The following is an 18,571-nucleotide window of genomic DNA, read 5'->3' on the forward strand; positions in this document are numbered from 1 at the left end:
CTCGGAAACCGGTATGGTATGGGTCACCGTACGGCTGGGAAGATCAATGATAGAAAGTGTATCGGACTTCTCATTGGCCACCACCGCGATCTGTGCCGTTGGGTTGATATCCACACCCAAGGGTTTCTCTCCCACGGAAACAGTCTGCAACACCGAATAGGCCAATAGATCCACAAAACTGACCGTGTCATCTTTTTGATTGGTCACCACAGCGATTTGATTTCCCGGATCGATGGCCACTTCCTGGGGGTCTTTGCCCACCACCACCGTGGCCAGCTCAAAACCGGAGGTTAAATCGATAATTTGAATGCTATCGATTTTCTCCAGCACCACCACGGCCACATTGTTTTGGGAATTGACGGCCACGTCAATGGGACGGGAGGAAAAGGAAAGTGTTGAAGTAACGGTATTGGTGGAAAGGTCGATGACTTTTAAATCGTTGGACCCTTTATGAATGACAGCAGCCTGGTTGGTTTGGGAATTAATCGCCACCGCTTCGGGTTCAACCCCCACGGATAGGGAAACCGGGGCTGAGGCGTGGAGGGAAGAAAAGGAGAAAAGAAGAAAAGCGACACCGAAAAGAAAGATAACCAAAGGTTGGATAAAAGAAGACGGGGGGAATCTTCGCCAATCCATGGCTGTTTTTCCTTAAGATTTAAAAAAATTAATGGTTACATAAAAAATCAAATTCCGCTGTGAATATCAGATTTAAAAAAGTCTGTCAATAAATTTTCTTAGATTGTTGCAAAAAAATTCACACTGGTTAAAAACTTAGCCGGATAAATATGTAAAAAAAAATTAGTTAAATTTTTAATTACATTTCAGGGAAATTTTGAGAAAAAGGTGAAAAGTTAACTATTGCCTAAAACAAAATCTACCTTTAAGAAAAATAAAGATAAATTAAAGTAAATTCTATTAACGAAGTAAACCTCTGAAACCTTGATTTCAAATTCTCCCTTTCTTCATTGACTTTCCCATCCCATTTCCTTGACTCCTTTCAGGCAGGGTGCTAGAATAATTTTCTTTTTTGGGTAAGGAACCGAACTACTTGAATAAATTAGCGATTCTGATCGCCACGGGCTTTGGGAGTGGCTACAGTCCGTTTGCTTCGGGAACCGCAGGAAGCCTTGTTGGGTTGGTCATCTTTTGGGGGATCAGCGGGTTATCTCCCCTTCCCTATTTTCTTTTATTGGTCATCTTATTTTTGATCGGCTGGTACTGCGCGGGGGTTGCGGAAAAAAATTTTAAAGAAAAGGATAGCAGCCGCATTGTCGTGGATGAAATTCATGGCATGCTGTTAACCCTTTGGGCCCTTCCTCATCACACCACTTATATCATCGCCGGATTCTTTCTGTTCCGCCTCTTTGATGTTTGGAAGCCCTTCCCAGCACGCTACCTTGAAAGGAAAGTGCCCGGCGGTTTAGGGGTCATGCTGGATGATACCGCAGCGGCATTGTATGCCAATGGAATTTTGCACGGGGTAAGGATGTTGAATATTTTGGGATAGCTTACCCCCTCACCTTACCTCTCCCCCCGGTGGGTGGAGAGGTAACATTAGGTCAAAAAAAATTAATTAAGGAAAGGTCAGTTTGTGAAAGCGGAAATTATTGCAACCGGATCAGAGTTATTGGTCAACAGAACGGACCGGAATTCCCTGGTAATTTCAAAACACCTGGCCTCTATTGGGATCGAAGTACGGTTTATCACCATTGTGGGCGATCATGAAGAAGATTTAGAAGATGCCCTTCAACGATCACAAAACCGGGCAAACCTTACGATTGTCACAGGAGGCCTCGGAGCAACCGACGATGATATTACTAAAAAAGTGGTTTCCCGTGTGACCAATAAACGCCTGATTCTCAGAGAGGAAATTTTAAAAAAAATCTCAGACCGCCTTTCGGGCCAAAACAGAGAAGTGACCGCGCGGCATGAGCGCATGGCGCTTCTTCCCGCACAAGCTCACTTGCTGGAAAATTCCGTGGGAACCGCTCCAGGTTTTCTCATCAAACATGAAAAAGGAATTTTAATCTGCATCCCCGGGGTTCATAAAGAAGTACAAGCCATGGTTCCAGGAGTGGTCCTTCCGGCCCTCAAACCCTACCTAATCGGGCCTTTTACGATTCATAGGAAGTCATTCCGAATTACCGGGTTGATGGAATTACAGGTGGAGGAGAAATTAAAAGGGCTGAATTTTACAGGTTATCCGATTCAAGTTGGCGTCACCGCCCATACGGCAGGTGTGGATATCCAGATTCAATACACCGGAAAGATGGAAACGGAAGGAAAAGCGGTATTAAATGAAATCGGCCAAAAACTCGCCACTGAGTTTGGAGATGTCCTTTATGGGTTTGGAGAAGACACCCTGGAGGCAGAGGTGGGAAAACTCCTGACCCAATTAAGACAGACCCTTGCGGTGGCTGAATCTTGCACGGGAGGATTGATGACCCATCGTTTAACCAATATCCCGGGGAGTTCTAACTATCTGGAACGGGCCGTGGTCTCTTACAGCAATAAAGCAAAAGAATCCCTTTTGGGGGTTTCTCCCGAAACGCTTAAAACCCTTGGTGCGGTTTCCCTCCAGGCCGCCAAAGAGATGGCCGAAGGCATCAGAAAGCTGGCCCACACCGATCTCGGATTTTCCATTACCGGCATTGCGGGGCCTACCGGGGGAACAGAAGAGAAGCCCGTGGGATTGGTCTTCATGGCACTCGCCCACTTTTCAGGGACACAGGGTTTTCGGTTTCAATTTTTTGGAGACCGGGAGACTATTAAATGGAGAAGCGCACAGGCTGCATTGAATGAGTTAAGAAAATATCTTTTACAGGTGGTTAAGGGATCGTAGCCAGATGCCCACCACCCGTACATTTATTGCTTTACCACTTCCGGAGGAGATTCAAAAAGCCCTGGGAGAACTACAAGGGCGGTTAAAAAAAGAATTACCCCAGGTTCGATGGACAAACCCTGAAAACATGCATCTGACATTAAAATTTCTAGGAGAGGTCGAAAACGATCTTTTACCCTCCATTGAAAAATCGCTTGGGGAAATTGCCTCCCCCTATGAGACGTTCTCTTTATGTGCCAATGGGCTCGACTGTTTTCCTCCTAAAGGGTCCCCCAGGGTGATTTGGGTTGGACTCCAGGAGAAAACGGGGACTTTGATGCAACTGGCCGACCGCATTGAAAATGAAATGGAGACATTTTCCTTTCCAAAGGAAAAAAGGGCCTTTACACCGCACCTAACATTGGGGCGGGTCCGCTCGGATCAGAAAACTAAAATCTCTTCACAAACCATGAAAGAAATAGTACAAAAGGAAGGCTCCACTGATTTCGGGAGTTTTGAAGCAAACCAGGTGCTTTTGGTCAAAAGCGAGCTCACCCCGAAGGGACCGGTTTATTCCAACCTGGCCACCATTCAGTTAAAGGAAAGGTTGTCTTCTTAAAAAATATGTTTTCAGCAATCGTTAAACCTTTATCATTCACCGATGGATCAAAATAGGAGAAAAACCATGCTTGAAAAAGAACAAAATCGAATGAAAGCCCTGGACCTTGCGTTCACCCAAATTGAACGGCAATTTGGAAAAGGGGCCATTATGAAACTAGGCTCCAATAGCCTGGCAACGGATGTACAGGTAATTTCCACCGGGTCACTGGGCCTTGATATCGCTTTAGGCCTGGGGGGTTTACCAAGAGGCCGGGTAGTAGAGATCTATGGGCCGGAATCCTCCGGGAAAACAACCCTTTCCTTGCAGGCCCTCGCCCAAGTCCAGAAAGAAGGAGGAACCGCTGCCTTTATCGACGCGGAGCATGCTCTAGATGTGACCTATGCCATAAAGCTAGGTGTAAATACAGATGATCTTCTGGTCTCTCAACCTGATACGGGAGAGCAGGCACTGGAAATTGCCGAAACACTGGTCCGAAGCGGTGCCGTTGATATCATTGTCATCGATTCCGTAGCGGCCCTGGTTCCCCGGGCGGAAATTGAAGGAGAAATGGGGGATTCCCATATGGGTCTGCAGGCGCGGTTGATGTCCCAAGCCTTAAGGAAACTGACCGCGGCCATCAGTAAATCCCATTCCATCGTGGTGTTTATCAACCAAATCCGGATGAAAATTGGCGTAATGTTCGGAAACCCAGAGACCACAACTGGTGGAAATGCTTTAAAATTCTACTCCTCCATCCGTTTGGATATCCGCCGCATTGAAACCCTCAAAGACGGCCAGGAGGTCATCGGTGGCCGGGTTCGTGTAAAGGTGGTGAAAAACAAAGTTGCCCCTCCCTTTCGCCAGGCCGAGTTCGATATCCTGTTCAATGAGGGGATTTCAATAGTAGGAGAACTCATTGATTTAGGGGTTTCCCAAAATATTGTCGAAAAAAGCGGAGCCTGGTATTCTTACAAGGGGGAAAGAATTGGCCAAGGGCGCGAGCAGGCCAAACGGTATCTGAAAGAAAATCCAAAATTGGTCAAAGAAATTGATGAGAAAATCAGACAAGCCTACGGTCTGATTAAAAAACCCGAACCCAAAACAACCCCAACGGCTTCAAAAACAGGTACCCAAAAAGAACAAACGAAAACCGGATAAAACCTCTCCTTTCTTCAAACGTGAACATCTTTGGGAGGGGAGATTATCATTTGAACTGTAACCGCCTAGGGAATGTTCGGTCTATTCTGAAGAACTCAGGATAGACCTCAAACCCAGAGGAGAGGGAATATGAACATAAATGATCTCTTAAAAGCCGCCCTTGAGCAAAAGGCCTCCGATCTCCATCTCAAAGTAGGAAATCACCCCACTCTTCGGGTGGATGGTCATCTTACCCCGGTGACTGACCAGCCAAAAATCAGCCAGGAAGATGCCATTTCCGTGGCGTTTTCCATCATGAGCAATGGCCAAAAACAACGGTTCAAGGAAAAAAATGAAATCGATCTTGCCCACAGTGCAGCGGGATTGGGGCGCTTCCGTGTCAATATCTTTCAACAAAGGGGAACAATCAGTCTTGTTTTCAGGGTCGTCCCAACCAAAATCCTGACCATCGAAGAATTGCATCTTCCCACGGTTCTTGAAAAACTGTCTATGGAACCCCGGGGGTTGATTTTGGTGACGGGAACCACAGGAAGCGGAAAATCAACCTGTCTTTCCGCTTTAATCGATCATATTAACCGAAACCGCACCGATAATATCATTACCATTGAGGATCCCATCGAGTTCCTTCACCGGGACCGGAAAAGCCTGGTCAGTCAAAGGGAAATCGGAAACGATACCGAATCTTTTAGTTATGCCCTTCGAAGCGCACTTCGGCAGGACCCCGATGTCATTCTGGTGGGCGAAATGAGGGATTTTGAAACCATCTCTACCGCCTTGGTGGCGGCCGAAACGGGGCACTTGGTGATGAGCACCCTTCATACCATTGACGCCACTGAAACCATTAACCGTATCATTTCAGTCTTTCCCCCCTATCAGCAAAAACAGGTCCGCCTTCAATTGGCTTCAGTGATTAAGGGCATTGTCTCCATGCGATTGGTCCCCAGATTGGATGGAAAGGGACGTGTTCCAGGGGTTGAAATAATGATTGCCACACAGACCATACGGGAGTGTATCATTGATCCCGATAAAACCCGCAGGATTCATGACGTGATTGCCGCCGGTGCATCTCAATACGGCATGCAAACATTTGATCAATCTCTTTATGATCTCTACCAAAAAAAAATGATTAGCTACGAGGAGGCTCTCCGCTGGTGCACCAATCCAGAGGATTTCACCCTTAAAATTAAAGGCATTCAAACTACCAGTGAAGTGGCATGGCAAGAGTCTGAGAAACTCGAGCAGGATACGTCATCCGAATTTAAAATCGAGCGGTTTGGAAAATAACCGTAAATTGGGAATCCCCTAAACTGGTCCCAATTTTCTTAGATTTTTTTAATAGTCCATTTAGAAAACCACTACTTTTTTTTCCAAAAACCTCAAGATAAGGCCTCGCATTTTTTTTCGAAAAAAAATGCAGGGTTTTTCAATAGAACCCCGCCCCTACCATTTCAACCTTTGTTTTTAGGGCTTTACATCAACTTACCCAAAAATGATATAATACTGCTTCTATCCAAAAGGGGACACCTAAGCCAAAAAAGTCCCTCTTGTAATCACAAAAAAGAAATGAGATTGTGAAGTCATCAGACATTAGAGAGAATTTCTGCCAATTCTTTATAAACCACGGGCACACGAGGGTTTCCAGTTCTTCCTTGATTCCCGCCCAGGATCCAACCCTTCTTTTTACCAATGCCGGAATGGTTCAATTTAAAGGAGTATTTTTAGGAGAAGAAAAACGTCCCTACAAGCGGGCCATTTCAATCCAGAAATGCATGCGCGCGGGTGGAAAACATAATGACCTTGAAAATGTAGGCAAAACCCGACGGCATCATACCTTTTTTGAAATGCTGGGAAATTTCTCCTTTGGGGACTACTTTAAAAAAGAAGCCATTGAAATGGGGTGGGAATTCCTTACCCGTGATATGAAGCTCCCTGGGGATCGGCTTTGGGTCACCGTTTTCCGGGAAGATGATCAGGCTTCGGATATATGGAAAAACCAAATTCGCCTTTCCTCAAACCGGATTATTCGAATGGGAGAAAAAGATAACTTTTGGCAAATGGGGGAAACCGGACCCTGTGGTCCATGTTCTGAAATTCACATCGACCAGGGTGAATCTTTGGGCTGCGGAAAGCCCACCTGTGCGGTCGGGTGCGATTGCGATCGTTACCTTGAAATATGGAATCTGGTCTTCATGCAATTCGATCGAAGCCTCGATGGAAAACTGACCCCGTTGCCGAAACCCAGCATTGATACAGGAATGGGGGTGGAACGTTTGGCTGCCATTACTCAAGGGGTATCCAGCAACTATGATAGCGATCTTTTCAAACCCCTTCTCCATTCCATTGCCGAACGAAGCACGGTCCCCTATGGATCCAGCGAAAAAGAAGATATGGCGATACGGGTGATTGCAGATCATTTACGTGCCCTAACCTTCTTACTTTCCGATGGGGTCCTCCCCTCCAATGAAGGGAGGGGGTACGTTCTGCGCCGGATTCTTCGGAGAGCGGCCCGGTTTGGAAAGGTCTTATCAATTAATGAGCCCTTTTTATATCAACTTTCTAATGAAGTAATCGATTTGATGAGAGGAGCCTATCCTGATTTGGAAAGATCCCGGCAAACAATCTCCCAGATCACTCTAGGTGAAGAAGAGCGGTTTCTTCAAACACTGGATCAGGGGATGAAAACCCTGACCCAAGTCATCCAAGAGGTTAAACAAAAGGGAAAGCGCCAAATTCCCGGTCAAGAACTTTTTACCCTTTACGACACCTATGGGTTTCCGTTGGACCTGGCGGGGGAAATTGCCCAAGAAAATCAGTTAGCCCTGGATGAAGCAGGTTTTGAGGAAGCCATGGATCAACAACGGGAGCGGGCCAGGGCAGCCACCCAATTCTCCACGGAGGATGCTCCTTCCAAAGATACTTTTAAGGAAATTCTTCAAGACACGGGAGAAACCCAATTTGTGGGTTATGAGACCCTTGAGGCAGAGCCAACCCTTATTGCCATCATTAGGGATGGCCAACGGGTTAAACGGGCACTGGAAGGGGAATCGGTGGAACTGATCTTGGATTCCACCCCATTTTATGGTGAGGGAGGCGGGCAAGTTGGGGACCAAGGTCTTTTGCTTCGCCCCAACGCCAGTGTGGAATTACATAACACCATTCACCCTCTCCCGAATCTTTTTCTCCACTTGGGGAAGGTGATTCAGGGAGAAATTAAAGAGGGGGAGCGGTTTAATGCCATCGTTAACCAAAAGACCAGAAAAGGTGCCGAAAGAAATCACACCGCCACTCATCTCCTTCATTCCGTTCTTCGGGAATTGCTGGGGGACCATGTCAAGCAGGCAGGATCTTTAGTGGCCCACGATCGCCTCCGGTTTGACTTTTCTCACTTTAATCCTCTCAACGATCGAGAAATCCATCGTATTGAGGAAGTCATCAATGAGCGGGTCCGCCAAAACTTCGCGGTGAAAAAAGAATGGATGGACATCGATGAAGCCCTCTCCAGAGGAGCGCTGGCCTTTTTTGGTGACAAATATGGAAGCCGTGTCCGGGTCGTTGAAATCAATCACTTTAGTAAAGAGCTGTGCGGAGGAACCCACTGCCGAGAAACGGGTGAAATCGGTTTATTTAAATTGGTTCACGAGGGGGGTATTGCATCGGGTGTTCGGAGAATCGAAGCCCTCACGGGAGAGATGGCATACAAGTTTTTCAAACACCAGGAAGAGGATTTTAGGGAATTGGCCTCTCTTTTAAAAGTTCAACCGGTGGATGTCCTTGGGCGAGCAAAAAAACTTTTAATTAATATGAAAGAGCAGGAAAAAGAAATCCACCGTTTAAAGGAAAAACTCTCCTCTTCACAAACTCGTGACCTGGCAGAAAACGTCAAGGAGATGAAGGGGATCCAAGTGCTGACCAAACGCTTGGAAAACTATGATATGAAGGAACTCCGATCGGTTGCAGATCAGGTCCGAACCCGTTTTCCCTCTGGAATTGCCCTGCTTGGTTCCGTAAAAGAAGGAAAGGTCTCTCTTATCATATTGGTTTCAAAGGATCTGGTCTCCCGTTATCAGGCCTCTGAGTTGATTAAACCAATTGCTTCAAAAATTGGGGGAAGCGGGGGGGGGCGACCGGATATGGCTCAGGCAGGGGGCAAAATTCCAGAAAGTTTAGACGCCGCCATGGACATGATCGGCCAACTCCTATAATAAAATAGAGTGTCAATATTGGAAGGACGTGATTTAAGAATAACATTGGAGGAAATAGTTATGCTTTCAACACTAAAAACTTTGGCCTATGCGGGTCTCGGGATTCAGGACAAACTCAATGAAGTTCTGGAGGATCTCGCAAAACGGGGGCAACAAAGCAAAGGCGAAATGGCTAAAACCGTTGCAAAAGCATTTAGCAATTTGGAGCGGAGGGGAAAAGAACTCAGGGGTAAAGAAAACCATATTCTCAACCGTGTGGCTGAAGGCTTAGGGCTCCCTTCTAAAAACGATATTGACCGTCTCGAAAAGAAAATCCAAGAACTCTCCAAAAGAAAAACAAAGGAATCCTAAACCCCATGACCACTAAAAAGCCCTTTTTGAAAAAAAAGGCTTTTTATGAACGCTCTGTTCATAAAAGCTCTGTTATGGTATATTTAACCCTATGAAACAAAGGCAAAAACCTACAACCCTTTTCTTCGGGGTGGTCTTTTCCATCGGACTTTTTTCGTTTACCAGCATTCTATCCGCCAACTTTTTCTTAACAGACTTAGAAAAAAAGGGGGTCTCCAAAACCATCGAGGTTCCCATCGGAACCAGTTTAAGCGGATTGGCCCACCTTTTGAAAAAAGAAGAGCTTATTTCCAAAAAAACCCCTTTTATCATCTTGGGGAAATTGACCCGTTCGGAGCGAAAAATTAAACCGGGAGAATATTCATTAGACCCTTCCATGGGTCCCCTGAAAATGATGGAAATGTTCAAAAATGGAAAAGTGGTTTTACATGAAATCCGAATCCCGGAGGGTTATACCGCTGAGCAAATAGGCCGTCTTTTAGAGAGGAAAGGACTTATTACTCAAGGAGAGTTTTTGAAGTGGGTGGAAGATCCCGGACTTATTAATCGCTTCGGGATCAATGCGCCAAGCATGGAAGGGTACCTTTTTCCGGAGACCTATTTCTTTCCAAAACATTTGGGAGGTGAAGAAATCATTCAAACCATGGTTTCCCGATTTGAAAAAACCTTTCCCCTGGAATGGCGGGAAAGGGCCAAAACCCTCAATTTGACGGAACATGAGGTGGTCACCCTTGCTTCTATTATAGAAAAAGAAACCGGAAAAGGGGATGAACGAAATTTGATTTCAGCCGTTTTTCATAACCGGATCAAACGAGGGATGCCCCTTCAGAGCGATCCAACGGTGATATACGCTCTCCCGAATTTTAACGGAAATTTAACCCGTAAACACCTGTCCTATCTTTCCCCGTACAATACCTACCGGGTGAGAGGACTTCCCCCTGGGCCCATTGCTAATCCCGGAACCCAATCCATTGAGGCCGCGCTCTACCCTGCCGATGTTAACTATTTTTATTTTGTTTCAAAAAATGATGGAAGCCATTATTTTTCAAAAACACTCGGAGAACATAACCGCGCCGTTCAACTTTACCAAATGAATAGATCTTCAAGTCATGCCATGAAAACATCAGGAACCCGGTAATGTTTAAAAATGCTCGGCAACTTTCCCAACTTTTAGACTACACCCTGCTATCCCCAACCGTGAGTCAAAAAAATATTGAAGACGCGGCCCAATTAGCAATTCATTATCAATTCGCCGCTTTATGCGTTCCTCCTACCTACGTGGAACACGCCCAAAAAATTCTGACCCATTCCAAGGTTAAGGTGTCCACGGTCATCGGATTTCCATTAGGCCACTCCTCCATTCCCGTTAAAATCCTTGAAGCCATGGAAGCCATTAAACATGGTGCCCAGGAACTGGAAGTCATGATCAACCTGGGGTTTTTCAGGGCCGGGGATGAAGATTATACACTGAATGAAATCCGTAACATCATGAATGTAAGCCATTCCTGTATTCATAAAATCATCATTGAGACCGGACTTTTAACCCAGACGGAAAAGAAAAAGGCCTGCCAACTGATTATGAAAACCGGGGCCGCATTTGTAAAAACGTCCACGGGTTTTGGACCCTCGGGGGCAACGACTGAAGATATACAGTTATTGACCCGAGAAGCAGGAAAAAAAGCAAAAGTCAAAGCTTCTGGAGGAATTCGAAACCTTCAAAGGGTCGAGGAACTGTGGAAAGCAGGGGCCAGTCGAATTGGAACCAGTGCGGCGGTATCCATCATGAGGGAATTTGAAAATCAATCTGGTCTTCAAAACCGCCACTCCAAAGCATCGTAACGGAACCCCATGTCTGTTGAAGCCAAGCTGAAAGAATTGGGTATTTCCCTTCCACCTGCCCCCAGGCCCGTAGCCGCATATGTTCCCGCCGTTAAAAGCGGAAATCTTCTTTTTTTAAGCGGGGTCATTCCTTTTGTGAATGGGAAAATGACCCATGTGGGAAAATTAGGAAAAGAAATTTCAACCGAAGATGGCTACGAGGCCGCACGGATTAGCCTCCTGAATGCACTGGCGATCATCAAGAGTGAATTGGGGAGTTTAGATCAGGTTAAACAGATCGTAAAACTGACCGGATATGTGGCTTCTAGCCCGGGGTTTACCCAGCAACCCCAAGTAATCAATGGCGCTTCAGATCTCTTGATTAAACTCTTTGGTGAAAAAGGTTTACACGCCCGGGTCTCCGTTGGGGTTGCTGAATTGCCTCTGGGCGCCTCCATCGAAATTGAACTGGTTGTGGAATTAAAAGGTTAAACTCCTTTCCATTAAAATAAAACGCCCCCTATTATTCCCCCTTAATTCATTTGTTTCAATACCATTATTGAGCCATTGAACGATCCTAAACCTTGGGAAAATGGGTTGGGTTAGCCTGACAAAAATATTTGGTTAAATGAAGGAAGAGGATTTTACAAATAATACAAAAGGAGGGATCCCAACAAAAAGAGAGTTACCCAAAGAACCGTGGTTCCAATAGGCCAATGGTAAACCTGATCCCCCGGGTATAAGGATTGTTCCGTTTTTACCTTTTTTTCTAAGGCCTTCACTTGGGAAGAACCCGCCCATCGCCCCACATGAACCACCAGTTTTTCAAATCCGATTTGGATGGCTGCCAAAGGATTTTGGCTGAGCCAGAAAAGACCACGAGGGATTTCTTCAAAAAATATTTTTCCGAATTGGTTTCCGATTCGCACTCCCGGTTGATTTAAAAACCAAACCAAGGCTTGGGCCCCTTTCCGGTAGAACCAATCCGTATCCAACGAAATGGTCTTTGTTCTCTGAAGGTGTGGTAAAAGAAGAAAGAAAGCCAAGGCTGAAAAGGCCAAAAGCTGGAGCTGGCTAAGCACATGGTCCAGTGTATACGGAACAAAATTGACCGGAAAAGGGAGAATCGCATATAGGACACCGGGCACCACCCCTAAAAAAATGCATAAAAAAGAGAGTAGGCCCATGGCCCAGAGCATATGGTTGGGGGGTTCCTGGGTTCGTATTCCGGAATCTTTAGCAAAAAAAACAAAATAGGGAAATTTAATGCCCGCATGTAAAAATACCCCTGCGGAGGCCAACGTTAGCATCAACCAAACAAAGGGCATATTCTCCTGCGTGGAAGCCGTAATGACCATGGCCTTGCTCACAAACCCGCTAAATAAGGGAAAAGCAGAAATGGACGCAGCCCCCACGAGAGCAAACATAAGGGTTAGGGGCATCGTTTTATAGAGACCCCCTAAATCGGTGCATTTGGTTTTTCCAGTCATATGCAGAACAGCTCCGGCCGACATAAGCAAAAGGGCTTTATATAAAATATGGCAGAAAGCATGGGAAATGGTTCCGTTAAGCGCCATTTGGGTGCCGATCCCAATCCCGGTGATCATAAACCCCACCTGATTGATAATGCTATAGGCCAGGATCCGCCTCATATCATTTTCCAAAATCGCCCAAACGATTCCGTAAAGGGTCATCATAACCCCGATCCAGATGAGAATTTCCGTTCCCGCAAAAGAACGGGCCAAGACATAGACCGCGGTTTTAGTCGTAAACGCACTTAGAAAAACCGTTCCGGTCACGGTCGCTTCAGGGTAGGCATCGGGCAACCAAGCGTGAAGAGGGGGTGCAGCGGCATTGAGGATAAAACCAAAGAAAATGAAATAGGTTGCCCAACTTTCCAAAGACATTCCATCAAACGCCATTGAACCCGTTTGGGATTGATACATGACAATCCCCACCAGAAGAAATACACCCCCCAAAATATGGACCAGGACATAACGGAACCCCGCACCTTGGGCCGCTTGGGTCCCCCGGGCCCAAATCAAAAAGACAGAAGAAAAAGCCATCATCTCCCAAAAGATAAACAAAGAGAGAAGGTCTCCAGCAAACACAACCCCCAATGAACTGCCTACATAAAGAAAAGCCGCCACATGTTCCTTATTGTCTTTCACATGGAGAGAGAATAAAGCTCCGGAAAAAGCCATAATGACAAAGATGTAACCAAACGCCTTGCTTAAGGCATCCACACGAAGCAAAACGAGAGAATGACCAAAAAAATCAAACCCCCAATTGATCCCTTCGGGGATTAGAAAAAGGCTGATTCCGCCCAGGAGCGGAAGGCCAAGAAGCAAAGCCTTTTTTGAATGCCCCTGGAAAAAAGGAATGAACAAGGAACCCACGAGAAAAATCAACCCAGGAGGAACCCCGCTAGTCATAATAACCCTCTTTTTTCTTCAAAAAATAACCCAAAGCGTTAGAGAAAAAAACAATCACGACACAAGCAAGAAAACCATATAGCGCATTAAAACCGGGGATACTCTCCCACGGAAAGGTGGTGTGCTTATGAATAAAAAATTCAAAAACCAATAAAAGGATTAAAACCAGATAAAAGATTCGTTTGATCCTTTTAATATTGCCCGGATGATCAAAAAAATCGAATTCTTTTTTCATCAAGAGGATCCTCCATTGAGACTTCCAACCACTAACCCCGCAATTTTCATAAAAAAAGATGGCGCCACAAAAAGTAAAATGGTCCCCACAGCCGTCACAAGGATCGGTCCTATCATCCAGGGTGGCGCTTCCTGGATTCTAGGTTCCTCCCGGTCCGGGAGGTCTTTAAGAAATGCCGCATGAATAATGGGAAGAAAATAGGCTGCATTTAAAATGGTACTGATGATCAATACACCAATGGCAAAAATATGGTGCGCTTCAATTGCCCCCATGAGAAGGTACCATTTACTGATAAACCCTCCCGTTAATGGAACCCCGATCATGGAAAAGGCGCCAATCGTAAATGCGATCATGGTCAGAGGCATTTTTTTTCCGATTCCGTTTAATTCGCTCACCTTGGTTTTATGGGCAGCGACATAAATCGCTCCCGCACAAAAGAAAAGTGTAATTTTACCGAAGGCGTGAACCACAATTTGAAGAGTGCTGCCATAAATTCCCCCCGGCGTCAGTAAGGCCACGCCCAGCACAACATAGGCCAGTTGACTGATGGTGGAATAAGCTAATCGTCTTTTTAAATTGTCTTGCCGAAGGGCAACCAAAGAAGCCACTATCACTGTAAAAGACGAAAAATAGACCAAACCCATCCCAAGGCCCACATCCCGAAGGAGGTCAATTCCAAAAATGTCCAAGGAGATCCTCACAATGGTAAAAACGCCTGCCTTAACCACCGCCACTGCATGTAATAAAGCACTCACCGGTGTCGGAGCAACCATGGCCGCAGGAAGCCAGGAATGTAGGGGAACCAACCCGGCCTTGGTCGTCCCAGCCAGAAAAAGGATAAAGATCAGGGTGACCATCAGATCGGAGGTTTTTCCAGTTAAAATCCCCTGTCGGGAAAATTCCAGTGTCCCAGCAGTATGATAGGTAAGAAAAACAGCGGTTAATAGAAAAGCAAAAGAGGTTCCCAGTAAGTAGGTCAGGTACCGTCTTCCGGCCTGAAGGCTTTCCTGGGTCTGCTGATGAATAACGAGGGGATAAGTGGAAAGGGTCAGAATCTCATAAAACAAAAAGAGGGTAAATACATTGGCGGAAAAAGCAATCCCCAACGTGGCCGATATGGCCACGGAAAAAAAAATGTAATACCGGGTTTGGTCGTGTTCATTTAAAGAACGCATATACCCAATGGAATACATGGAGGTAATCAGCCACAACAAAGAGGCGGGAACCGCAAAAATCATTCCTAAGGCATCCACCCGGAAGGCTATATCCAGCCCGGGGAGGATACTCCCGAGGTGTGTGTAAATGGTTTTACCCTCTAGAACATCCGGAACCATCGACAACACCATTAGGATTTTTATGACCGATGCAATCAGAGTCCAAGACTCACGGAGGTTGGGTGATTTCCCGGACAGACCTATAAATGGTATCGCAATCAGTGAAACGAGAAGTGTATAAAAAGGAACGGAGGATTCGACCATATTATGTTTTTCCCAAAAGCATTTGAGCGGCTAATTCGGCAATGGAGACGGGAATAAAAGCGAAGACACCAAAAACCAAACACAAAGAGGCAACCCCTAAAGTGGGGACAACCATTCCTGGGGGACCCTCCTCCCGTTGCCTTCCACTCTCCTGACCTTGGGCCCCTTTAAAATATACGTTCTCAATGATTCTCCAAAAATAAACGGCCGTCAGCAATGAGCTTAACAAAATAATGGGAAGGGCAATCCATTTACCTGCTTGAAGGGCCCCGACACCCAAATACCACTTACTGACAAACCCTACCGTCAACGGGACCCCAATCATCGAAAGGGCACTCACGGTGAACGCTGCCATGCTTAAAGGCATCCGCTTTCCCATTCCTTTCAGCTCAGAAATCTGTGTGATTCCGGTTTTGTATATAATGGCACCCACCACCAGAAAAAGACCCCCTTTCATCAAAGCATGATTTAATAAATGAACTAAACCTCCCACCATGCCTGTTTGATTCCCTAAGGATATACCTAAGACAATATACCCGATCTGGCCCACACTGGAATAAGCCAGCATCCTCCGAATATCCGTTTGGCTAATGGCCAGGACCGGACCCACCAGCATCGCGGCCATTCCAAGGTAAAATAGAATTTCCGTAACCGGAACCATTTTAAAATCGAAACCGGGAGAGAAAACGGTGAACATAATGCGCACCAAGGCATAGGCCGAAACTTTGGTCGCAGTGGCGGCCATAAAGGTTCCCACCACTGAAGGCGCATAGGTGTAAGCATTGGGAAGCCAGATATGAAAAGGGAAAAGGGCAACCTTGATACACAGCCCGACGACCAAAAAAGCAAACCCCGTCAACACCACTTTGTTTTCATACAGGGGGGGTAAAAGAGTCGCCAAATCGGCCATATTCAAAGACCCGGTGACCATATAAAGGTATCCAATTCCCAATAGAATAAATGTCGCTCCGATGGTCCCAAGAATCAGATAATTATAACTCGCCATCAGGGCTTCTCTTTTTCCACCCATGGCAATCAACACATAACCACTGAGGGCTGAAATTTCCAGAAAAACATAAAGGTTAAATATGTCCCCGGTGATGACAATGCCAAGAAGACCAGTGACCAAAAGCATAAACACGGCATAAAAGAGACCCACCTTTTCTTTGGGTATTTCTTTTTCCACACTCTTCCAAGAATAAACCGTCACCACAAAGGCCATGAAAGAAATAATGACCAATACAAACCCACTCAAATAGTCCACCACATATTCGATTCCCCATGGGGGCTCCCAATTGCCCAGGAAATACCTCACCCGCCTCCCGGTCATCACCTGGGAGAGAAGCCAACTGGAGCATAAAAAAGAAAAACCGGTGGCCCCCACTGAAAAAAACCATGCATACTGAACCCGGATTCTTCCAAACAGCGGGATCAGGACTGCGGCAAAGAGGGGTAAAATAATCGGAAGGATGGGGAGGTGTTGGGCCATCATTATTTCTGCTGGCTCAATATTTTGTCTTCTTCTATATGTCCATAGGATTCGTAAATCCGGGAGATCAGGGCGAGGGCAACGGCGGTGGTACTGACGGAAACCACAATGGCAGTCAAGATGAGGACATGGGGTAATGGATTATCATATTGGCGGGCGTATTCCCACACAATCGGGGCTGTTCCTCCAGTAACCTTTGAAATGGAGATATAAAACAGGAAAACCGCGGTTTGAAAGACATTCATACCAATAATTTTCTTTACAAGATTTTTTTTGGCAATCATTGCGTAAAATCCGATCATCATCAGAAAAATATAAATCCAGTAGTTGTATTTGGCCAATATAAATTCCATTAAGATTTTCTCCTTGCCATTTCAAAAAACAATATGGTCATTACAGAAGCCACTGTAATACCCACACCGATCTCAATCCCCAGAATTCCGATGTGGCTTGAAAATTGGGGGGTTCCTAATGGCAGAACTCGGTATTCCAAAAAGTGGCCCCCGATTAGAAGAGTCAGTAATCCAATCCCGGCATACAATAAAACCCCCACACTGCTCAAAATATCTCCTGCTTTTTGTGAATAAGTTTTTCGCACCGCTTCAAAACCAAAAACCAGGCCATATAAAATCATACTGGCCCCCAAAATCACGCCCCCCTGGAAACCACCACCGGGCCCCGCTTCCCCATGCATGATCACGTACAAACCAAACAGTTGAATAAAGGGGATAAACTTTGCCGCGATAAACCGAATAATGACATTCCCTCTACCCATCCCGAGAGGTTCTCCTTAGTAAAAGAATCACGGAAAGACCCGCTGTAAAGATCACCACGGTCTCCCCGAGCGTGTCATACCCGCGATAACTGGCTAGAATCCCGGTGACCATATTCTCAACACCTGTCTCCTCTATAATCTTTTCAATATATCGGGGAGCGACATGAAGATTAGCAGGAGCGTGGGGATCCCCGAATCCCGGCATATCCAATGTCCCATAGATCAAAACACCACCGGTTATAAAAACAATGAGAAAGGAAATGAAGTTAAAAACCCTTTTTCTCCTTTGATGGGTGTTTTGCTGACCCTGTGGATTTTCAATTGAAGGTTTCATTCTTCCTCTTTTCGCTTCGTCCGACTCAATGCGGCAATCAAAAGAACTGTTGTAATACCTGCCCCTACCGACGCTTCGGTAAAGGCCACATCCACTGCATTCAGGCGGGTCCAAACCAATGCCATCATCAAACTGTAGATTCCTAAAATCATAGTCGCACCGAGAAGATCTTTCATCTGAATGGCACCGATGGCGCAAATGACCAAAATCAGTAGAAGGAGTATGTCAATCATGGGATAGCATCTCCAGGTTTTGATGAGGAAGAATGGTGACCACCCTGGGTGGGATCTCCTTCGTTAGATGATCCCGCCGGGGATTTTAACCAAGGTTTTAACCCAGCCAAATAAGCTGCCTTCGCAACCGCATGGGTAGCGGTTGGATTGGCGATAAAGATAAAAAGGATTATCAACCAGAGTTTGATGCTTTCAAAGGAAAAGCCTTCATAGATAAACAACCCCACCAAAACAAAAACCTGCCCCATGGTATCTGCTTTTCCTGCGGGATGAATCCTTGAGAAAAAATCAGGAAACCGGATAATTCCAATAGAAGCCACTAGAATAAAAAAACACCCAATGGCTAGAAAACCAGCTGATAATAAAACATGAAATTCCATCAATCGAGGTTTCCGCTTTGGATATACTTCAATATAGCCACCGTTGCAATGAAGTTAATGATTGCATAAACCAGGGCAATATCCAAAAATTGGGGGCGATCATATATAAAACCAATTAAGGCTAATAGGACCACGGTCTTGGTCCCTATCAAATTGGTGGATAAAATCCGATCAAAAACGGTGGGCCCAGAAAGGGCTCGATACAACACCACCAGTATGGCAATCACAACAAAGACCGCAGCAACTTGAAACATCATGATT

21 protein-coding genes are annotated in these 18,571 nt (G+C 45.7%); 10 read left to right on the top strand and 11 right to left on the bottom strand.

Annotation, left to right across the window (positions count from 1 at the left end):
• Positions 1 to 636 (bottom strand): hypothetical protein (locus VGB26_04395; GenBank protein HEX9757023.1); only part of this gene is annotated, 636 nt, incomplete at its 3' end.
• Between the two features lie 412 nt (positions 637 to 1,048).
• Between VGB26_04395 and VGB26_04400 the strand changes: the two genes are divergently transcribed.
• From VGB26_04400 to VGB26_04445, 10 genes are all read left to right on the top strand, one after another.
• Complete coding sequence (locus VGB26_04400; protein ID HEX9757024.1) at positions 1,049 to 1,507, top strand: phosphatidylglycerophosphatase A; 459 nt, start codon at positions 1,049 to 1,051, stop codon at positions 1,505 to 1,507.
• Between the two features lie 84 nt (positions 1,508 to 1,591).
• Positions 1,592 to 2,842: a competence/damage-inducible protein A gene (locus VGB26_04405; protein HEX9757025.1), complete on the top strand. Its 1,251-nt coding sequence runs from the start codon at positions 1,592 to 1,594 to the stop codon at positions 2,840 to 2,842.
• A gap of 4 nt (positions 2,843 to 2,846) precedes the next feature.
• The gene (gene thpR, locus VGB26_04410) at positions 2,847 to 3,440 is read left to right on the top strand and encodes an RNA 2',3'-cyclic phosphodiesterase (GenBank protein HEX9757026.1); all 594 of its coding nucleotides are present in this window, start codon (positions 2,847 to 2,849) and stop codon (positions 3,438 to 3,440) included.
• 66 nt (positions 3,441 to 3,506) lie between these two features.
• The gene (gene recA / locus VGB26_04415) at positions 3,507 to 4,580 is read left to right on the top strand and encodes a recombinase RecA (GenBank protein ID HEX9757027.1); all 1,074 of its coding nucleotides are present in this window, start codon (positions 3,507 to 3,509) and stop codon (positions 4,578 to 4,580) included.
• A 129-nt stretch (positions 4,581 to 4,709) separates the two neighbouring features.
• A complete protein-coding gene (locus VGB26_04420; protein ID HEX9757028.1) occupies positions 4,710 to 5,864 on the top strand; it encodes a type IV pilus twitching motility protein PilT in 1,155 nt (384 codons plus the stop codon).
• A 287-nt stretch (positions 5,865 to 6,151) separates the two neighbouring features.
• Complete coding sequence (gene alaS, locus VGB26_04425) at positions 6,152 to 8,782, top strand: alanine--tRNA ligase (GenBank protein ID HEX9757029.1); 2,631 nt, start codon at positions 6,152 to 6,154, stop codon at positions 8,780 to 8,782.
• 60 nt (positions 8,783 to 8,842) lie between these two features.
• Positions 8,843 to 9,133: a hypothetical protein gene (locus VGB26_04430; GenBank protein HEX9757030.1), complete on the top strand. Its 291-nt coding sequence runs from the start codon at positions 8,843 to 8,845 to the stop codon at positions 9,131 to 9,133.
• A gap of 91 nt (positions 9,134 to 9,224) precedes the next feature.
• Entirely contained in the window at positions 9,225 to 10,271 is a 1,047-nt protein-coding gene (mltG, locus tag VGB26_04435) for an endolytic transglycosylase MltG (GenBank protein HEX9757031.1), read from the top strand.
• A complete protein-coding gene (gene deoC, locus VGB26_04440; protein ID HEX9757032.1) occupies positions 10,271 to 10,972 on the top strand; it encodes a deoxyribose-phosphate aldolase in 702 nt (233 codons plus the stop codon). The genes mltG and deoC overlap by 1 nt, the downstream gene beginning before the upstream one ends.
• A gap of 9 nt (positions 10,973 to 10,981) precedes the next feature.
• Entirely contained in the window at positions 10,982 to 11,443 is a 462-nt protein-coding gene (locus tag VGB26_04445) for a RidA family protein (GenBank protein HEX9757033.1), read from the top strand.
• A 152-nt stretch (positions 11,444 to 11,595) separates the two neighbouring features.
• Here VGB26_04445 and VGB26_04450 read toward each other — a convergent pair whose 3' ends face one another.
• From VGB26_04450 to VGB26_04495, 10 genes are read right to left on the bottom strand one after another with little or no spacing between them, the layout of a single operon-like run.
• Positions 11,596 to 13,386: a Na(+)/H(+) antiporter subunit D gene (locus VGB26_04450; protein ID HEX9757034.1), complete on the bottom strand. Its 1,791-nt coding sequence runs from the start codon at positions 13,384 to 13,386 to the stop codon at positions 11,596 to 11,598.
• The gene (locus VGB26_04455; protein ID HEX9757035.1) at positions 13,379 to 13,621 is read right to left on the bottom strand and encodes a hypothetical protein; all 243 of its coding nucleotides are present in this window, start codon (positions 13,619 to 13,621) and stop codon (positions 13,379 to 13,381) included. Before VGB26_04455 ends, VGB26_04450 begins: the two co-directional genes overlap by 8 nt.
• Positions 13,621 to 15,099, bottom strand: a complete 1,479-nt coding sequence (locus tag VGB26_04460; protein ID HEX9757036.1) for a monovalent cation/H+ antiporter subunit D family protein — start codon at positions 15,097 to 15,099, stop codon at positions 13,621 to 13,623. The genes VGB26_04455 and VGB26_04460 overlap by 1 nt, the downstream gene beginning before the upstream one ends.
• A 1-nt stretch (position 15,100) precedes the next feature.
• Positions 15,101 to 16,591 carry a monovalent cation/H+ antiporter subunit D family protein gene (locus tag VGB26_04465; protein HEX9757037.1) on the bottom strand — a complete coding sequence of 497 codons (1,491 nt, stop codon included), beginning with the start codon at positions 16,589 to 16,591 and terminating at the stop codon, positions 15,101 to 15,103.
• Entirely contained in the window at positions 16,591 to 16,941 is a 351-nt protein-coding gene (locus VGB26_04470; GenBank protein HEX9757038.1) for a cation:proton antiporter subunit C, read from the bottom strand. The genes VGB26_04465 and VGB26_04470 overlap by 1 nt, the downstream gene beginning before the upstream one ends.
• Complete coding sequence (locus tag VGB26_04475; protein ID HEX9757039.1) at positions 16,941 to 17,363, bottom strand: Na(+)/H(+) antiporter subunit B; 423 nt, start codon at positions 17,361 to 17,363, stop codon at positions 16,941 to 16,943. Before VGB26_04475 ends, VGB26_04470 begins: the two co-directional genes overlap by 1 nt.
• A complete protein-coding gene (gene mbhE, locus VGB26_04480; protein HEX9757040.1) occupies positions 17,356 to 17,697 on the bottom strand; it encodes a hydrogen gas-evolving membrane-bound hydrogenase subunit E in 342 nt (113 codons plus the stop codon). The genes VGB26_04475 and mbhE overlap by 8 nt, the downstream gene beginning before the upstream one ends.
• Positions 17,694 to 17,930 carry a hydrogenase subunit MbhD domain-containing protein gene (locus tag VGB26_04485; protein HEX9757041.1) on the bottom strand — a complete coding sequence of 79 codons (237 nt, stop codon included), beginning with the start codon at positions 17,928 to 17,930 and terminating at the stop codon, positions 17,694 to 17,696. The genes mbhE and VGB26_04485 overlap by 4 nt, the downstream gene beginning before the upstream one ends.
• Positions 17,927 to 18,310, bottom strand: a complete 384-nt coding sequence (gene mnhG / locus VGB26_04490; GenBank protein HEX9757042.1) for a monovalent cation/H(+) antiporter subunit G — start codon at positions 18,308 to 18,310, stop codon at positions 17,927 to 17,929. Before mnhG ends, VGB26_04485 begins: the two co-directional genes overlap by 4 nt.
• The gene (locus VGB26_04495; protein HEX9757043.1) at positions 18,310 to 18,567 is read right to left on the bottom strand and encodes a monovalent cation/H+ antiporter complex subunit F; all 258 of its coding nucleotides are present in this window, start codon (positions 18,565 to 18,567) and stop codon (positions 18,310 to 18,312) included. The genes mnhG and VGB26_04495 overlap by 1 nt, the downstream gene beginning before the upstream one ends.
• Positions 18,568 to 18,571 lie beyond the last annotated feature (4 nt).

This window comes from Nitrospiria bacterium (assembly GCA_036397255.1).
Classification (GTDB): domain Bacteria; phylum Nitrospirota; class Nitrospiria; order DASWJH01; family DASWJH01; genus DASWJH01.